At 44.8% G+C, this 18,084-nt stretch carries 18 protein-coding genes; 15 read left to right on the forward strand and 3 right to left on the reverse strand.

The genetic code is table 11. The features are described from left to right. The first annotated feature begins 40 nt into the window (after window positions 1-40). The 6 genes from QUB77_RS25160 to QUB77_RS25185 all read left to right on the forward strand — a co-directional run bounded on the left by QUB77_RS25160 (window position 41) and on the right by QUB77_RS25185 (window position 7,094). Window positions 41-718, forward strand: coding sequence for an ATP-dependent Zn protease (locus tag QUB77_RS25160; protein ID WP_333178171.1), 678 nt, complete (start codon window positions 41-43; stop codon window positions 716-718). Window positions 719-836: 118 nt separating this feature from the next. Then, window positions 837-1,388, forward strand: coding sequence for a hypothetical protein (locus tag QUB77_RS25165; RefSeq protein WP_333178169.1), 552 nt, complete (start codon window positions 837-839; stop codon window positions 1,386-1,388). A gap of 99 nt (window positions 1,389-1,487) precedes the next feature. Next, a complete protein-coding gene (locus QUB77_RS25170; protein WP_333178167.1) occupies window positions 1,488-2,045 on the forward strand; it encodes a Uma2 family endonuclease in 558 nt (185 codons plus the stop codon). 212 nt (window positions 2,046-2,257) lie between these two features. Then, complete coding sequence (locus tag QUB77_RS25175) at window positions 2,258-3,688, forward strand: MFS transporter (protein WP_333178165.1); 1,431 nt, start codon at window positions 2,258-2,260, stop codon at window positions 3,686-3,688. 545 nt (window positions 3,689-4,233) lie between these two features. Further along, a complete protein-coding gene (locus tag QUB77_RS25180; RefSeq protein ID WP_333296110.1) occupies window positions 4,234-4,407 on the forward strand; it encodes a hypothetical protein in 174 nt (57 codons plus the stop codon). A 329-nt stretch (window positions 4,408-4,736) separates the two neighbouring features. Next, complete coding sequence (locus QUB77_RS25185) at window positions 4,737-7,094, forward strand: polysaccharide biosynthesis tyrosine autokinase (RefSeq protein ID WP_333178163.1); 2,358 nt, start codon at window positions 4,737-4,739, stop codon at window positions 7,092-7,094. Window positions 7,095-7,427: 333 nt separating this feature from the next. Here QUB77_RS25185 and QUB77_RS25190 read toward each other — a convergent pair whose 3' ends face one another. Then, a complete protein-coding gene (locus QUB77_RS25190; protein WP_333178160.1) occupies window positions 7,428-9,887 on the reverse strand; it encodes a CBS domain-containing protein in 2,460 nt (819 codons plus the stop codon). Window positions 9,888-10,155: 268 nt separating this feature from the next. On the opposite strand from QUB77_RS25190, the gene QUB77_RS25195 reads away from it, so the two are divergent. Further along, window positions 10,156-10,830 (forward strand): HEAT repeat domain-containing protein, encoded by a 675-nt coding sequence (locus QUB77_RS25195; RefSeq protein WP_333178157.1) that lies wholly within the window; start codon window positions 10,156-10,158, stop codon window positions 10,828-10,830. 89 nt (window positions 10,831-10,919) lie between these two features. On the opposite strand, the gene QUB77_RS25200 is transcribed toward QUB77_RS25195, so the two are convergent. Then, window positions 10,920-11,333 carry a PIN domain-containing protein gene (locus QUB77_RS25200; RefSeq protein WP_333178155.1) on the reverse strand — a complete coding sequence of 138 codons (414 nt, stop codon included), beginning with the start codon at window positions 11,331-11,333 and terminating at the stop codon, window positions 10,920-10,922. After that, window positions 11,333-11,560, reverse strand: coding sequence for a hypothetical protein (locus QUB77_RS25205; RefSeq protein ID WP_333178152.1), 228 nt, complete (start codon window positions 11,558-11,560; stop codon window positions 11,333-11,335). Before QUB77_RS25205 ends, QUB77_RS25200 begins: the two co-directional genes overlap by 1 nt. A 327-nt stretch (window positions 11,561-11,887) precedes the next feature. On the opposite strand from QUB77_RS25205, the gene QUB77_RS25210 reads away from it, so the two are divergent. The 8 genes from QUB77_RS25210 (at window position 11,888) to QUB77_RS25245 (ending at window position 17,975) form a co-directional block, all read left to right on the forward strand. Then, a complete protein-coding gene (locus QUB77_RS25210) occupies window positions 11,888-12,142 on the forward strand; it encodes a hypothetical protein (protein ID WP_333178149.1) in 255 nt (84 codons plus the stop codon). 233 nt (window positions 12,143-12,375) lie between these two features. Beyond that, the gene (locus tag QUB77_RS25215) at window positions 12,376-13,491 is read left to right on the forward strand and encodes an inorganic phosphate transporter (RefSeq protein WP_333178146.1); all 1,116 of its coding nucleotides are present in this window, start codon (window positions 12,376-12,378) and stop codon (window positions 13,489-13,491) included. 139 nt (window positions 13,492-13,630) lie between these two features. Next, window positions 13,631-13,990: a metalloregulator ArsR/SmtB family transcription factor gene (locus tag QUB77_RS25220; protein ID WP_333178144.1), complete on the forward strand. Its 360-nt coding sequence runs from the start codon at window positions 13,631-13,633 to the stop codon at window positions 13,988-13,990. A gap of 86 nt (window positions 13,991-14,076) precedes the next feature. Then, window positions 14,077-14,781 (forward strand): MIP/aquaporin family protein, encoded by a 705-nt coding sequence (locus QUB77_RS25225; protein WP_333178142.1) that lies wholly within the window; start codon window positions 14,077-14,079, stop codon window positions 14,779-14,781. A gap of 7 nt (window positions 14,782-14,788) precedes the next feature. Continuing rightward, a complete protein-coding gene (gene arsH / locus QUB77_RS25230; RefSeq protein WP_333178139.1) occupies window positions 14,789-15,445 on the forward strand; it encodes an arsenical resistance protein ArsH in 657 nt (218 codons plus the stop codon). Between the two features lie 36 nt (window positions 15,446-15,481). After that, window positions 15,482-15,877: an arsenate reductase, glutathione/glutaredoxin type gene (gene arsC / locus QUB77_RS25235; protein ID WP_190662998.1), complete on the forward strand. Its 396-nt coding sequence runs from the start codon at window positions 15,482-15,484 to the stop codon at window positions 15,875-15,877. A gap of 201 nt (window positions 15,878-16,078) precedes the next feature. Continuing rightward, window positions 16,079-17,065: an arsenosugar biosynthesis radical SAM (seleno)protein ArsS gene (arsS, locus tag QUB77_RS25240; RefSeq protein WP_333178136.1), complete on the forward strand. Its 987-nt coding sequence runs from the start codon at window positions 16,079-16,081 to the stop codon at window positions 17,063-17,065. 184 nt (window positions 17,066-17,249) lie between these two features. Beyond that, window positions 17,250-17,975, forward strand: coding sequence for a TVP38/TMEM64 family protein (locus QUB77_RS25245; protein ID WP_333178133.1), 726 nt, complete (start codon window positions 17,250-17,252; stop codon window positions 17,973-17,975). The last annotated feature ends 109 nt before the right edge of the window (window positions 17,976-18,084 follow it).

Genomic DNA, 18,084 nt, shown 5'->3' on the forward strand with positions numbered 1-18,084 from the left:
AAATTATCCATTACCAATTCCCACTTACCCATTCCCCATTATGAAAGACACTTCTTTGAATATTATCGCTATTTCTATCTTTGCCATCACCGTTTCAATATTGTTGGGGCCCCTATTCAACTTGCCAGAAGCCGTACCTGCGATCGCCACTTTTTGCCTGTTGGGCCTAGCCACCCTTGACAGTTTCCAGTGGCAAGGTCAAGGCGGTACTATTTTATTAGATTGGCTGGGGGGAACTTCCAAACAAAAGCGCGATCGAATCCTTCACCACGAAGCCGGACACTTCCTAGTCGCGTACCTGTTAGGAATTCCCGTAACCAGCTACGCCCTCAACGCTTGGGAAGCTTTCAAACAAGGTCAAACAGCCCAAGGCGGCGTCCGATTTGAAGACGAACAATTAGCATCTCAACTCCAAAGTGGCACTCTTTCCGCCCAACTTTTAGACCAATACTGCACCGTGTGGATGGCCGGAATAGTCGCCGAAAAATTTGTTTACGGTAGCGCACAAGGAGGAGCAGAAGACCGCACCAAAATTAGTGCAATTTTAACACAACTGCGCCGTCCAATTTCCGAGATTCAACTCAAACAAAACTGGGGTTTGCTGCGAGCAAAAAACCTAATCGAAAGCCACAAATCCGCTTACGAAGCCCTAGTAGCAGCAATGGAAAAAAGAGCAACTGTTGCCGAATGCTGCGACATAATCCAGCAGAACTTATAGGAGAAAAAAGATTACCCACTCTTGCCTTATAAACCAGGTTTCTCTGTAGATTTCTCCCTCCAACCAAAAAAATGCGTATAAACCGAGTTTAAGAGCGTATTATAGGGATTAAAAATTCATGTCAGAACCAAAAATTTTCCCAACAACACTGCAAACAGCGAACCCAAATACAGAAAAATTATTGTGGCTGTTCGGTTTCCGGATCGACCCCGGCACCGAAACACCAAATCTATATACTCTAATTGTCTATGGAGAACACGAGCCGCCCTTAGTAGCCGGCGGTCAACTTGTATTTTTTACCCGTCCAGAACTAGCGATTAACGCTCTCCAATTGTGCAATATCAATGTCAGTGAACTGGGAAAGCCACCCACACAAATAGACGCTATTTGCGACATAGCAGAAACGCTGTACTTGCTCGATGCCGAAGATTTTGACGAGTCAGCTACTATCCTCAACTGTTTGAACGCACTTTTCGATTTAGTGAAAGCTACTTTAATACCGATGCCAACGGAATACAAGCGCATACTTTATGATTTTGCAGACCATTTGAATATTGAGGAAGAGTTTGCAAGTTTTTTAGACACAGAAGATATTCAGCGATCGGAAATTGTCAATGCTATTTTGTGGTGTGTGGGAGCAATTACAGCCAAATCTAGATTGCTGACATAGCAATTTAATTAGGATTTACGCACAGACTACTTGTAGGGTGCGCAGTGCGCACCTTACCACTAATGGATAATAGATAATATCGCCCAAGGAAATTGTGCCATGACTGTAACAGATTTACGCTTGTGGACTGTAGACGAATACCGCCGCATGACGGAAACAGGCATTCTCAATCCCGAGGAACGGGTCGAATTAATTGACGGGCAAATTATTTCAATGAGTGCAAAAAATCCTCCCCACGCAGCCACTAATCTCTGTGCAGCCGACTATCTCAGAAACCTGCTGGCAGGACTTGCTTTAATTCGCATCCAAGACCCGATCGCTCTAAGCTATAATTCAGAACCCGAACCGGATATTGCTGTAGTGCAAATCGACCCCCGGCTGTACCAAGATTTTCATCCCGCACCCGCCAACATTTTCTTATTAGTAGAAATAGCTGATACCGCCTTAGAAACAGACCGCAAGCGAAAAGCACCGGCTTATGCTAAGGCGGGAATTACTGATTATTGGATACTTGATGTTAACACGCGGCAAGTTTATGTTTTTCGCGAACCGCGCGAGGCAAACTCCCGACAAGAAACAGTATTTAATGAAGATGATGTTTTGTCACTGCTGGCATTTCTCGAAATAGAGGTTCAGATTTCGCAACTGTTTCCTTAAGTAGGGGCAGGTTTTACTAAGAATAATTGCCTAAGACCAATAATCTCGTAAACCTGCCCCCACCAACCTATAAATTAGCAATTATCAATTACCTCTTACCAATTCTTCAGAATAATCCCGATCGCTACAAAAAATTGAGTATTCGGGTCTAGCGCGAGTTATACTCCTACTACAAAGCCCTCACCTGCAAAATAACCCCGAAATCAAAATTTATGAGCAACACTTCCCCTCCTCCCGCAGACTCCAACAACCCCGCAACACAAAAACTCAGCCTCTCGACAAAATTAGCTTACGGTGCCGGCGACCTCGGCCCCGCGATTACCGCTAATGTTTTGGCATTTAGCCTGCTAATTTTCTTTACCAACGTCGCTGGTTTACCTGCCGGCTTAGCCAGCAATATTTTGTTAATTGGCAAGGTTTGGGATGGTGTAAATGACCCGATTGTGGGGGTATTGAGCGATCGCACTTCTCACCCTTGGGGCCGTCGATATCCTTGGATGGTATACGGCGCAATTCCTTTCGGGATTTTCTTCTTTTTGCAGTGGATTGTTCCCAGCACAAATCCCACATTACTGTTTTGGTACTATGTGGCGATCAGCATCCTGTTTAACACAGCTTACACCGCCGTTAACCTGCCTTACACCGCCCTGACCCCAGAATTAACCCAAGACTACAACGAACGCACTAGCCTGAATAGTTTTCGGTTTGCTTTCTCGATCGGCGGCAGCATCTTTTCGTTAATTTTAGCTTTTATTCTCTCTCTTGTATTTGAAAAAAACCCGTATCAACAATACTTAGTATTAGGTGCAATCTGTGCAGTTATCTCTGTCTTGCCTTTGTACTGGTGCGTTTGGGGAACTCGCAAGCACGTCACAGCCCAACTATTAGAAAACCCAGAACTAGATAATTCTACATCCTTGCCGCTGAAAGAACAGTTACGGATTGCATTTAGCAATCGCCCTTTTTTGTACGTCATTGGAATTTATCTTTTTTCTTGGCTGGGAGTGCAGTTGACTGCTACTATTATTCCCTTTTTTGTGATTAACTGGATGCAACAGCCACAGTACGTTTTTTACTTAGTTGCGATCGCAGTTCAAGGCACTGCATTAATCATGCTATTTGTTTGGAGTAAAGTCAGCGAGAGATACGGCAAAAAAGCCGTATATTTTATGGGCATGAGTTTGTGGATTATTGCCCAAGCTGGACTGTTTTTCCTCCAACCAGGACAAGTATTGCAGATGTACATATTAGCAGTCATGGCAGGTATCGGAGTTTCCACGGCTTATCTAATACCTTGGTCGATGATACCGGATGTGATCGAACTCGACGAACTGCAAACAGGAGAAAGACGCGAAGGCGTTTTCTATTCGTTTATGGTACTGCTGCAAAAAATCGGATTGGCAGGGGGTTTGTGGTTGGTAGGTCAAGCATTAGAAGGAGCTGGATTTCTATCTACCGTTCCCGGACAGCCGGCCCCCGTACAGCCAGATTCTGCACTGTTTGCGATTCGAATTGCGATCGGACCGCTGCCCACAATTGCTTTAATTGCTGGCATGATTCTTACATATTTTTATCCCATAACCCGCGAAGTTCATGCAGAAATATTGTTGAAACTGCGAGAAAGAAGAGCACAAAATCGGTAAGTGCTAATAAAAAGTAGTTGGTAATTAGTAAATTCAAAAAACCACAACTACCTATAGCTACTCCGAGCGAGATCAATAGCAATCCTCCCATCCTGTGCGAGCTATTTTTTTTTCTTTGACAATCTGTCATCTTCTTATGGCATCGGTTAATTCAAAAAAAAGCCCGTTGCGCGTTTCCCGAAAGGATTGCTATAACTTGGTGGGAGGGCGAATCAAAGCGATAGTTTTGTTTTATTAATAGCCCCGAAACGCATAAAGCTAGTTTTTTTACGAAAAAGCATAAATCGCGTAGCGCCATCCGCCTCGGTAGAAAAACCCAGAAGGCTTGAGTTGTTCGAGATGTCGATCGAGCCTGAAAACACAAATTATTAAATTTTATGTCTGTGGCGCACTAGAGAGATGAGTTTGTGATATAATTACCACGGTTCAATAAATATATACACTTAATCAATCATCCAGCTCCTCAAAAAGTTTATAATTAAAAGAAGAAACAGATTTTTCTCGGAAATTGATTCGATTAGTTGCCGTTCCCAGAAATCTGCAGAATGTGGCTAATTATATCTACATGGGAAGTGCAAAACCTTTTAGCCGGTCAGTTAGCGCGTAAGTTAACAAGTGCTTCTGCCGTAGACTCCAAACCGAAAAATGACATAGACTACAAACCAATACCAGCGCAAGCGGCGGCTGAGGTGTTACGGTCAATTGTAAAAGTTTGGTAAAGCTATTGAACCCCCTGCCGCGAAGCTAAGCGACACCTGAAAAAGTTTGCTCCGTCGCCCGGAAAGCCTAAATACAAGCACAACGCAGCAGATCCAAATGCAGTCTGATATAACTCTCCAGCAGTTGTAAAAGAACTTTTGCCACCGGCATAGCATAGGGATTTAGTTATTTTTGTATACTAGGTGTAAAGTAGTGAGAACTATTAGAAGGAAGTGGGCTCGACCAACCAATAATTTCGTGTGATATCCTTAAGCCAATGCTCAAAGTATCAACCCGAAGGCTCGCAGAAGAAAGCTGATTTTACCCACAAAATATCCAAGAGGTCAACATGGAAAGAGAACAGGACGCTCATATCGTACCCATTAGCAGCCAGAGCAGACAGGTGCAGCAATTTTCCGTTGACGAGGGAGAAGAGTTAAGCGCGCAGCCTCAGAAAGGATTGAATCTAAAGCCGTTCTTGAGGACTTTTCAGCGACAAGCCCTCATCATTATTGGGATTATCGGTCTAGTGGGCGCTGGAGCTGTTTATCAGATCAAGGGAGGCAAGAAAACATATCAAGGCGATTTTCGGATGCTAGTGGAACCCGTGACAACGGAGGCAAGAATTGCTGATCCCGCTGCCCTAGCCAATCGCAGCGAGGGGGGAGGAGTACCTAATCGAGATTTTTTTAGTTTGGACTACGCAACTCAACTTGAAATTCTCAAGAGTCCTCAGATGCTTTCTGCTATTGCCAAACAAGTCCAAAAACGATATCCAAAAGTTACCGAAAAAATTCTTGAAAAAGAATTAGTCGTTTTGCGGATGGGAGAAGATATGATGACGATGACTAAAATTTTGCAAGTTCGCTTCATGGGGGATGACCCTCAATTAATAGAGTTCGTTTTACAAGAAACTAAAAAGAAATATTTAAAGTACAGTCTTGAGGAACGCAAGACTCGGATTGGTGAAGGTGTTAAATTTATTGAAGACCAGCTTCCGGGACTCAATAAGCGCGTAAACAAGCTGAAATCAGATTTACAGCTGATACAGCAGCAGCAACAGATTACCGATCCTCAAGAACAAGGCGCGCAATTAATCGAGCAAGTGCGGGCAGTAGAAACTTTAGAGTTAGAAAATCAAAGGCTACTGCAAGAACAGAAAACGCTGTATGCTAACTTGCAAAAACAATTAGATTTTACACCAAATGAAGCTATTGCCGCTTCAGCTTTAAGCGAAGAACCTCAATATAAAGAGTTGCTGACCAAGGTTAAGGAAGTAGAAGGTGAGATTGCTGTAGAAACAGCTCGTTTTAAATCTGCTAACCCTATAGTGGAAGCTTTAGAGCGCAAGCGGGCAAATTTAGTAGCTTTGCTCAACCAGCAAACTGCTCGAATTTTGGGGCAAAATTTAATAGGCACCCAAGCTAATTCTAAAGTTCAGAATTTTCAAAATTCTATTCGCATAGGCTTGATTAAACAATTGGTTGATACTGCTAACCAAGTTGAAGTCTTAGAAGCTCGCCTTCAAGCAATCACCCAAACTAAAAACAATTTAAACAGGCAAGCAACAGAATTCCCCACCATAGCCCGCCGCTACAACGAACTGCAACAGCAATTAGAAGTAGCCGCCCGCACCCGCGATCAACTTTTAAGTCAGCGGGAAACTCTGCGCGTCCAAGCAGCTCAAAGCCAAGTACCTTGGGAAATAATTTCTGAACCCGCCATACCGCGAGATGAGAAGGGCAAGCTGATTCCTGTTCCATCGAAAGCTAAAAACAAATTGATGATGGCAGTTGTTGGAGCGCTAGTTTTGGGTCTGGGAGCTGCTCTCCTCATTGAAAAGTTCCGCAATATTTTCTACTGTGCTGATGACGTTAAAGATGCGGTTGAAGCACCTTTATTGGGAGCAATTCCTCTTGACAAAAATGCTAGAAAATTGGCGCCTTCTATTGCTAATGCCTATGCTTATCTTGAAGGAAAAGAGGGTAATAAGAAAAATGCTGCGGAATTTATAGAAGCTTTTGACTCTCTTTATACTAATATTCGCTTTCTTTCTTCAAATCGAACGATTAGCTCTTTGGCAGTTGCTTCGGCTACAGTTGGCGAAGGCAAATCTACCGTTGCTTTAAACTTAGCTCACGTGGCAGCGCTGGCGGGTCAGCGAGTGCTGTTAGTAGACGCGAATTTGCATTCGCCCAGCCTGCACTTGCTGTTGGAACTGCCTAATGTCAAGGGATTGAGCAACTTGCTCGACAATAAAAACGAACCCCATGAAATTATCCAACGATCGCATCTAGCAGATAATCTTTTTGTATTAACTGCGGGTCTCCCGGAAGCTGGTACTGCCAGACGGCTGGCATCATCTCAGATGCAGTATTTAATGGAAGAACTTCAGGCAAAATTTGACTTAGTTATCTACGATACGCCGCCGCTGGCAGACAGTAAAGATACGAATTTTTTAGCGGCGCGCACCGATGGCATACTGATGGTTGTAGCAATTCACCAAGTCGCTTTTTCTGTAGTCAAAAAAGTTTTCAGTCAATTAGAAAATTTTGGCATACCATGCTTGGGTACAGTTGCGAATCATGCCCCTAAACGCAAGAAGTATGCAGCATCTAGAGCCTCAGTTGTTGAAGATAAAAATGAATATTTGAATTTGACACCAGCACCGTCTCGTATCCGCAAACTAGCTCCTAAAAAAGAGTGATACCCAACAAAGTTGAGGGAGCATCTCAAGGAAAGCACCCAAGCCCCAAATTGGAGGCAGGAGGAAAGAGTCAGAAGGCAGGAGTCAGAAGAAGTGTTTTTACAAATATGAGATGCTCCCAACGCTGACCCCAAAAAAAGGATACAAACCCCCGATAGGAATCATAGAACTGCCAAAATTTTAGACTCTTGTTCAATCTCTCAGATTCATCTGTGGAGTAAATCGAAAAGCTAAAAGTTCGACTGAGCGCGACTTGACGCTCGCGCTCAGTCGAACCTCTTAGGCCGAAATCTAAAATTTAAAATATAAAATCTAAAATGGATTGATGGCAGACTAATTTCCATCCGGGTTGGTAGGAAATGTGACGATAAAATGAGTCCAGCCATTCCTGCTTTCAACCTCAATTTTTCCCTGCAACTGTTCCACAAGTTTTTGAACCAAAGCTAAACCCAAACCTGTACCTCCTTGTTTCCAAGGATCGGCGTTGGGAACTCGATAAAATTTCTCAAAAATTCGAGGCAATTCCTCTATGGAAATCGACGATTGATTGCTGAGTGTAAATTGGATTTCTGAAGCCACAGCACTTGCTTGTCGCGAATTTGTCCTTTGTCCTCTTTGTTCGCAGTCTCCGTTTTTGCACTCAACTTTCAGAGAAATTTCGCCGTCATTAGCCGTATATTTGCAGGCATTGTTGAGGAGTTCTGCTAAAATTCGTCCCAAACTAGCGCGGTTGGAACTGATCGTGGGGAGGTGGCGCGAGCACTCTACTCGCAAATCTTGGTGGCGGTCGTGGGCCCGGGTGTAAAACGGGTCGATAATAGTAGGCAGCCAGACTTCTAAGTTTACTGGTTCGAGGTCGATCGGACAAGTTGCGGCTTCGAGCCGCTGCAAATCTAGCAAAGCATTAATCAAATCTGTTTCTCTAGTACATTCTGTTTCTAAAATTTCTAGATAAATCTGGCGCCGATCTAGCGTGGGAGAAATTCTCAACATATGAATAGCCATTTTTATATTAGCTAAAGGCGTCCGCAGTTCGTGAGAAACGGTGCTGAGAAATTCATCTTTGAGGACGTTTAAATGCTGGAGTTCGTGAACTTTTTGCTGCAATTCGGCGGTGCGTTCTTGGACTTGGCGTTCGAGGTCGGTGTTGAGATTTTGGACTTGCTGATAGAGTTGGGCTTGCTGAATGGCGATCGCGATTTGAGTTGCCAGTTGCAGCAGCAAATCCACTTCCGAAGGTTGCCACTGACGGGATTGGGAACACTGATGGACACACATCATCCCCCACAAATTGCCGTCTTGCAAAATTGGTACAATCAAATAAGCTTTGATTTGCGCTTGCTGGAACCGCGCATATTTTTCGGCGCTCAAACAGGCTTGGTCGAGGTCTGGAACCGCATAAATTTCCTGTTCGATCACGGAAGCAGATTCTTGCCAAATATTATCCGGCATGATTTCTCCCAATATTGAAGGCCAATTTTCGGCAACGGATTCTGCCACTACAATGCCGTAATTGCTGGACTCTAAATGCAGGATTGCTACTCGGTCAGCTTGCAAAACTTGGCGGACTTCATCGACGCTGGCGTTGAGAATTTCTTCGAGGTTTAAGGATTGGTGAATCCGCAAGGAAATGTGAGTTAACAGCCGATCGCGCTGCAATTGTTCGTGGAGTTTTGCAGTCCGTTCCCGCACCTGCTGTTCCAGTTTGGCATTGCGACTTTGCAACAGTTCCACTTTTTCGGCTTGCAATTGATAAACCGACTGCTGCAACTGTTTGACAACTCGGTACATTTCGGTGGGGTCGAGGACTCTGAGCAAGCTGGTCTGAGTAATAATTCCCAACAGTTCTCCGCGCCCCCCGCACACGACCAACCGCTGCACTTGTTGCTGCTGCATTTCTTTGTGCGCCGTCCATAGGGAATCGGAAGGTTGAAGAAATTGCAGGGGAGTTCTCATGACTTTTTGAGCTGGGGTTTGCTTGAAATTTAGTTCAAGAAACTGTGCCTGCACAATGTCATATTCGGTAATAATTCCCAGGGGTTGGTGAAAGGAATAGTGAAAAATGGAGGTATAGTCATCTTTGGGCTTCTCCATTGTTAATTCTTTGTTTTTTGTAATCACTACGCAACTGACTTGATGCTCTGACATCAGTTCGGTTATGGTCAAAAGCGAGGCGGTGTGAGGTGCTGTAATTGGCGTAGTCATTAATTCTGCTACCCGCCGCAATTTAAGAATGTTTGAAGGCTGCAATACTTGGCGAATTCTTTCCCGTGTCAGCACTCCTACCAAGTGGCGAAATTGATTGACTATCGGCAAATAGCGAATCTTGTGCTGGCGAAATAAGGATAAAGCGGTAAACACGTCTTGGTCATCGGATTCTGTGAGGGAGACCGACACCGGGGACATCACTTCGGAAATTGGTATTTTGTGCAGGGCTACTTTGTGCTGGCTGTCTATTTTGCCAGAAGCTATCAGCCTCACTAGGTCGGCGGGTGTTAATATGCCGATTAACAGCCCGCGACTGGGGTTGTCGGATAAGTTGCCTGTGGTAATAGTTTGCTGGTTCTGCACGACGAACACGCAGCGGGCCCGCACCTTTTCCGGCGCGGATGTTTCGGTTATCGCCCCCCGGTCTGAGGGTACAGGTGTTTTGACTAGGGGACAACTGTTTTGCAACTGACTCATCAGGGCGATCGCCACTGCTAAGGAAGTTTCTGGCCCGGCAGTGAGGGGGTAGCGATCGATCGCTTGTTCTAAAGCTGAGGAGTAAAAGGGCGGGTGGTAGAACGGCATAGTTGATTGCAGGTTGTCAGAGGGCGGCTAACTATCGGGCAAAGCCTTAGGGAACGGCAGAAACACCTCGCCTGTGCTTGGGATTTAAATAATAAACTTTCTCTTTGATTATTTCCACGCAATCTCAGCTTTAGATTAATCGTGCCACTAATTTGCAATCTCACCGATCTCAAATTCTTGGGCGGTTTTTACTGCCTGCTTTTCCCCTGAGACTCCCCTATAATCAAAATAACCCGAATGTAAAGTTTTACTACAAGATTTATCCATAATGACAACTTTAAGCTTAGAGCAAATTGCAGCCAAGTTAGAAAGCCAAAATTCCGCCGATCGAATGGTGGCTTTGGCCAACTTGCGGAATGTGCCTGCTGCAGAGGCGGTGCCTTTGATTAAAAAGGTGTTGAACGATGAAAGTTTGCAAGTGCGATCGATGGCTGTGTTTGCTCTCGGCGTGAAACCGACAGCAGAGTGCTATCCTATTCTAGTCAAATTGCTAGAAACAGACCCGGATTACGGCATTCGCGCTGACGCTGCAGGTGCTTTGGGCTACCTGGAAGATATCAGAGCTTTTGATGCTTTGGTGCGGGCTTTTTACGAAGATACTCAATGGCTGGTGCGCTTCAGTGCTGCTGTTTCTCTGGGGAATCTCAAAGATCCCCGGGCTCGCGATGTGTTGCTAAAAGCTCTCGACAGCGAGCAAGTGGTGATCCAGCAGGCGGCAATTTCGGCTTTGGGGGAAATTAAAGATATTGGGGCGATCGATCGCATCCTCAATTTTGCTCAGTCGGAAGATTGGCTGATTCGCCAGAGGCTGGCTGAAGCTTTGGGCAATTTGCCGAGTGTTAAGAGCGTTTCGGCTTTGAAATACTTAGAAAAAGATAGCAATTCTCAAGTATCTCAAGCAGCAACAATTTCTCTCGATCGTTTGTCAAAAGTAGAAGGATGACAGATAGCGATATTTTTGTTGTAAGTGTTTCATTTCCGCGCTTTTAAGGCGGGGATGAAACACCGATGCCTAATTTATTCAGCCCTCTGCTAGGTCAACCGATTTCTCAGTTCTGGAGGTGACAAAACGGGAATCGGCGACCCTGCGAATCCATTCACATCCCGACTAACGATCGCCTCTAACTCTAACTCGATCGCACACGCTATCTGCACCGCATCTTCAAAATCCGGAAATCTCAGCGCGATCGCTTGCTCCAGAACCTCTCGATCCACCGCACAAATTTCCATCAATGCCAACAGTCGAGTTACGGCGGCAATCGCAGCTTCAGAACTCTTGGTTTGTCGTCCAACCAAATAATGCACATCCGTAACCGTTGTCGCCGACATAAACCCTTCAACTTCCCCCGATTCAACGGCATTCAGTAAAAAAGCAGCATCCGCTACAAAAGGTTCGCGGGCCAGCATTGCATCCAGTAAAACATTGGTATCAAATAAAACTTTCATCACAGATACTTTTGGACTAACCGCTCATCCAACATTGCCTTTACTTCTGCATCTGTAGGTGGTGGCGCGTCCGTTTTGGCAATGCCAATTAAACTCGCGGCTAAACCCTTCGGTTTCACCGTCGATCGGGGTTTCGGTTGGAGCGATCGCATCAAGGCATTGATTAACTTCCATCGCTCCTCGGCAGACAACCTCAGTGCTCGGTCTTGAAGTTCGCGTAACGTCATAGTAATTATCTTTTACACAAAGCATTGGACAAGCAGGCAAGTATATAAATACCCCCGCTTCCAAATTTTAGCGCCTCAAGTGATATAATGTTAGCTTCTTAAAAACACTTGATTTTTCACAACGGGCAGTATCTGGAAATTTCTCAAACTAGAAGGAATTGCGATCGAGATTGACACTAGGGAATATTTTATTAATAATGTTGGTAAAATTCTCGGTATCTTAATAAATTTTATAGAGTCTTGAGTGCAACCAGAATGTATTATTTAAGCTGCGAGGGCAAATCGCAAGTTAAAATAGTTCTTTATATCCTTTAACCCAAACTAACCATGAATCAAGCGCCCAATCCCTTTAACTCAAATCCCTCCAATCCGCTAGACCCCTTGGAGCAAGAAGTTGACGAGCAAGGTGAAGCATTGCCGAGACAGTACCACCCCGCCACTAAAAAAACTCTGCAAAAAGTCTTTCTCATTCTGGTAGTTGTTGGGGTAATCATTGGGGGAATTCTATCTATAGGGGTGATTTCGCTGATGCAGAAGGCGGGACTGACAGATGTGCCGCCGCGGGTACAGACTCCGAAGTAAATCGGTTGATTGAGCGTACCCGAAGCGATCGCCGAGCCTTAATGATAGTATCGTTCAATATCCTGCCCATCTGGCGCGAAATTAAGATGCGATCGCTCGCCTATTACCAAAAGAAATCTTAATATTTTTATTATTTTATTTGATGCAACTGTGTCTATACAATCAAATTCGGTGCTGTAGGGGTATCGACCAAAAACAGTTTCAAATAAACCACACTTATTCTGACCAATAAAATGTTACTTATTGCGCTCTTTATCGCCACTTTTTTTTTAGCATACTGCAATGGTGCTAATGATAATTTTAAAGGCGTGGCGACCCTGTTTGGCAGTCAGACGACGAACTATAAAACAGCAATTGGTTGGGCAACCATCACAACTTTTGCAGGTTCAGTATTTTCTATTTTTCTAGCAGAAACTCTGGTAAAAAGCTTTTCGGGAAAAGGGCTAGTTCCAGACGATATCGCCAATGGCTCAGATTTTCATTTGGCAGTCGCGATCGCTGCGGGTTTAACGGTTATTCTTGCTACCTTAACTGGATTCCCTATTTCCACAACTCACGGTCTTACAGGTGCTCTTGTTGGTGCAGGTTTAGTAGCAATTGGTACTCAAGTTAATTTTACTGCTTTGCAGAAAAATTTTCTAATGCCTTTGTTGCTGAGTCCCATGATTGCGATTCTATTAGGAGCTTTAATTTATGGGCTGTCTCGCTACCTGCGAGTTTATTTAGGAATCCAGAAAGAATGGTGTATTTGCGCTGGTCAAACTCAACAAATTATTCCCATTCCCCAGCCCGATGCAACTAACATCCTCAAGTGCATCACAACCGCTGATGTCGCAGTAGATTCTCTCGATAAATGTACGCAAAGATATCTGGGAAATTTCTTACAAATCCCCAGCCAAAAGTTAGTGGATGTTTGCCATTTTATGAGTGCGGGAATAGTCAGTTTTGCCAGAGGATTGAACGATACGCCGAAAATAGTTTCGCTCATGTTAGTCGGTCAATCAATATCTGTTCAGTGGGGAAGTTTGGCAGTAGCTTTGGGAATGGCGATCGGCGGTTTATTGAATGCTAAAAAAGTGGCAGAAACAATGAGCAAAAAGCTGACAGCAATGAATACCGGTCAAGGGCTGGTGGCAAACTTAGTGACGGGATTTTTAGTTATTGTTGCCAGTCGTTATGGGCTTCCAGTTTCTACTACCCATGTTTCGGTAGGTTCAATCTTTGGTGTTGGATTGATTTCAAAAAAAGCTAATGTGCGCGTTTTCTATCAGATTCTACTATCATGGATTTTGACCTTGCCAATTGCTGCGGCAATCAGCGGCTGTGCTTACTGGGTGTTGCATCGGTAAGAGAATTAATGGTTAGTCCTAGAAGATAAAGATTTCGGAGTTGATTTGGAATGGCCCTCAAAGGATAACCTTATGGAATCTAACGGTAAAAACAAGAAATCGCGCCGGAAGTTTTTGAATAAAAATTTAAGGGTAATTTATGGTTAAAAATTCTCCGATCGCGCCGCCTGTTGCAGATAAATCGATCGCTGCTGGCTTTCACGCACTTTCCGATCCTTTACGGCTTCAGATTTTGGAGTTGCTGCGGGAACAGGAGTTGTGCGTGTGCGATTTGTGCGATCGACTCAACGTCACTCAGTCTAAACTCTCTTTTCACCTCAAAGCCTTGAAGGATGCAGCTTTAGTCCGCAGCCGCCAAGAAGGACGCTGGATTTACTACAGCCTCAATTTAGCTCAGTTTGTCGCCCTCGAACAGTACCTCGCCGAATACCGCCGCTTCAGCCAGATCCTGCCGGCGCGCCCCTGTTCCGAGGCGGGTCAACCCATCAACATTTCTTAATCACTCAAATACTGAGATGGCTTGTTTGATGCTTGACATATCAAATTTTATTGATATGATGGCATGGAACCAATTAGTTGAGAGCGATGGATGCAACACCTCAGAGGTTAGGTTGTGCTCGGCCAGATTGCAGGCGAGAGGCGATCGCGGAATTTCTAGGTACATTTATTTTGGTTTTTGCAGGCACCGGTGCGGTGATGGTTAACAAAACTAGCGCTGGTTCCGTAACTCATTTAGGCGTCAGTTTTGTATTTGGTGCAGTAGTAACTGCGATGATTTACGCCCTAGGACACATCAGCGGTGCACACTTTAATCCGGCTGTAACTTTAGGGTTTTGGGCGAGCGGTTTTTTCCCAAAATACAAAGTTTTGCCTTACGTTTTAGGGCAGTGTGCGGGTGCAATCGCAGCTTCTCAAGTGCTGCTAATTACCCTAGGAAAAGTAGCAAATATCGGTGCAACTATCCCTCTCAACGGTAACTGGTTGCAGTCTCTAATTTTAGAAACTGTTTTGACCTTTATCTTAATGTTTGTTATCCTCGGTTCAGGACTTGACAGGCGCGCTCACATCGGTTTTGCCGGGATAGCAATAGGCTTAACTGTAGGGTTAGAAGCTGCATTTATGGGGCCGATTACCGGAGCGAGCATGAATCCGGCACGATCGCTCGGCCCGGCTTTAGTTGGCGGCATTTGGGAACACCACTGGGTTTACTGGGTTGCTCCTATTTGGGGGGCACAATTAGCAGTGGCAGTTTATCGGGAATTGTCTAACGGATTTCGGGATTTTAATTGAAAGTATCATGACAAGTTTTACGCACAAACCGAGAATTTTGTTTCTATACGGCTCTTTAAGAGAGCGTTCTTACAGCCGCTTGTTGGCGGAAGAATCGGCGAGAATTATTGAGGATTTCGGTGCCGAAGTTCGATTTTTTAATCCTCTAGAACTGCCGATCTATGGTAGTGTTCCCGATACGCATCCGAAGGTTCAAGAGTTGCGCGAATTGAGCCTGTGGTCGGAGGGTCAAGTGTGGTCGAGTCCAGAAATGCACGGGAATATTACCGGCATTATGAAAAACCAAATTGACTGGATTCCTTTAAGCATTGGGGCCGTCAGACCAACTCAAGGTCGAACTTTGGCGGTGATGCAAGTTAACGGTGGTTCCCAGTCTTTTAATGCTGTGAATACTTTGAGAATTTTGGGCCGCTGGATGCGGATGTTTACGATTCCGAATCAGTCTTCGGTTGCTAAGGCTTATCAGGAATTTAATGAGGATGGAACGATGAAGGATTCGCCTTATCGCGATCGCGCGATCGACGTGATGGAGGAACTGTACAAGTTTACCTTGCTGTTGCGGGAGCAAGCCGACTATTTGACCGATCGCTACAGCGAACGCAAGGAACAAGCCGCTAAAGAGGCGATCGCACTAGCAAATCGCGCCCTTGAAACATCTAACTAACAACTAACAACTAACAACCAACAACCAGCAAAAACCATGAAAAAAGTAATGTTTGTTTGCAAAAGAAACTCCTGCCGATCGCAAATGGCAGAAGGATTCGCTAAAACCATCGGAGCCGGCCAGATTGGAGTCACCAGTTCCGGGTTAGAATCAAGCAGAGTTCATCCGACAGCAATTCAAGTCATGTCAGAAATCGGCATCGATATCACCGACCAAACATCAAACCCATTAAGCGAATTCAATGCTGAAGACTACGATGCCGTAATTTCTCTGTGCGGCTGCGGCGTGAATTTACCCGAAGCGTGGGTATTGCGAGAAGTGTTTGAAGATTGGCAACTCGACGATCCCGACGGACAACCCATCGAAACTTTTCACCGCGTTCGAGATGAAATTAAAGCACGAGTTGAAACATTAGTTGACTCTCTAAAGTAAGATTAATAGTCCTATACCCGCAGGTGGTCAGAAACCGGGTTTTTTTCTCAGAAGATGCGTTACATCCCGCAAAAACGGCAGAAAACCCGGTTTCTTGGGTTTTGATGCGTCCAGAACTATTAGAATTAGTGCTAAATTATGAGAGGCGTTCCCCCCGAACGCCTCTACATTCATTGCGAGCACAGACCAAAAGGTTAGCACATGATTCAGACAGCAGTCACGCCTTTCAAAAACAAAATTAACTCAGCTTTAACTAAAAAGCAGATTACAGTTTTACAAATTAATCTCGGCAAACGCTGCAACCTCGCTTGCACTCACTGCCACGTAGAAGCTAGCCCGAAACGAACCGAAGAACTTTCCCCGGAAATTTGCGACCAATTAATTGAAATCATTCGCCGCTTTCCTCAAATTCAAACTGTTGACCTCACCGGCGGTGCTCCCGAAATGCTTTACGGTTTTAAACCGCTAGCGGAAGCTGCCAGGGCAGCAGGTAAAGAGGTAATTGTTCGTTCTAATTTGACGATTTACTTTGAAAAAGGTTTTGAAGATATTCCCGAATATTGCGCGCAGCACCAACTCAGAATTGTGGCGTCGCTTCCCTGCTACCAAGCTGACAATGTGGACAAAATGCGCGGTAACGGTGTTTTTGACAGTTCGATTCGGGCGCTGCAAAAGCTAAATGAGTTGGGATACGGGAAAAACCCAAATTTAATTCTGGATTTGGTGTACAATCCACAAGTGCCGGCAACAGACAAATTTTCGCTAACACCGGAACAAGGCAAGTTAGAGCAAGATTATAAGGTTTATTTAGCAGAACATTTTGGGATTTGTTTTAATCAATTGTTCGCGATTACTAATTTGCCGGTGGGACGGACTAAGTTTCATTTGGAACATAAGAAACTTCACAAGCCTTATCTGGGGTTTTTGGAGGATAATTTTAATCCCGCTACTCTGGAAAATTTAATGTGCCGCAACGAATTGTCGATCGACTATTTGGGCAATGTCTACGACTGCGATTTTAACCAAATGGAAAATCTGCCGGCGAAAACTGGGACCGGGGAAAATATAACTGCTGCTAAATTGCTGGAATCTGGGAGTTTAGATTTGATTCAAGAGGTGCAAACGGCTGCTTATTGTTACGGCTGTACGGCGGGTAGCGGTTCTAGCTGCGGCGGTACTTTGATTTAACAGTCGTGGACGCAAGAAGTGGTTTGACGCGCGAATTATGGCGGTAAGGTGCGCAGTGCGCACCCTACATAGTAAGGTGCTACATAGTAAGGTGCGCAGTGCGCACCCTACATAATTAGTATGCAGTAAGGTGCGCACTGCGCACCCTACATAATTAGTATGCAATGAATGGGGAGTTTAGGTAATGAATGATTCGCGATCGCCCGATGAAAATCCGCCACCATCAAACAGGTGGAAACTGATTTTAGGGATTGCTTTAGCTGTGGCTTTAATTGCTGCGACCAGGTTTTTGAACTTTCAAGGAATTCTGAAAAATGCGCTGGAGTCGATCGCGAGTCTCGGCCCGTGGGGCCCGGCAGCTTTTATTCTAATTTACATTGTCGCAACGGTTCTATTTATCCCCGGTTCCTTGCTGACTCTCGGTTCGGGCGTTTTGTTCGGAGTCGTTGGCGGTTCGGTTTGTGTTTCCATCGGATCTGTTTTAGGCGCAACTTGCGCTTTTTTGGTAGGGCGGTATTTAACTCGCGACTGGGTTTCCAAACAGATAGAGGGCAATCAAAAATTTAAGGCGATCGACTCCGCAGTTGCTTCTGAAGGATGGAAAATTGTGCTGCTGACGCGACTTTCTCCCATTTTTCCGTTTAATTTGCTTAACTATGCTTTTGGAGTCACGCAGGTATCTTTAAAAGACTATTTTTTGGCATCTTGGATCGGCATGATTCCTGGAACTGTCATGTATGTTTATATCGGTTCCCTGGCCGGGAGTTTGGCCGCACTTGGATCTAGCGGGCGATCGCGCACTGCTGCTGAGTGGGCTCTCTACGGCCTTGGTTTGCTAGCAACGATCGCCCTCACCGTTTATGCAACCCGCTTGGCCAAAAAAGCTTTAGACGAAAAAATTTCTCATTGAAAACACAGCGCAAGTTGGTAAAATTGTCAAGAGTGTTTTGCCCATACATTATAATACATTGCTAATTTAAAAAACTCCGTGTTTTCTCTGTGTTATTTACAATTATTTT

The sequence above is a fragment of the Microcoleus sp. AT9b-C3 genome, from assembly GCF_036705485.1.
In the GTDB taxonomy this organism is placed as follows: domain Bacteria; phylum Cyanobacteriota; class Cyanobacteriia; order Cyanobacteriales; family Microcoleaceae; genus Microcoleus.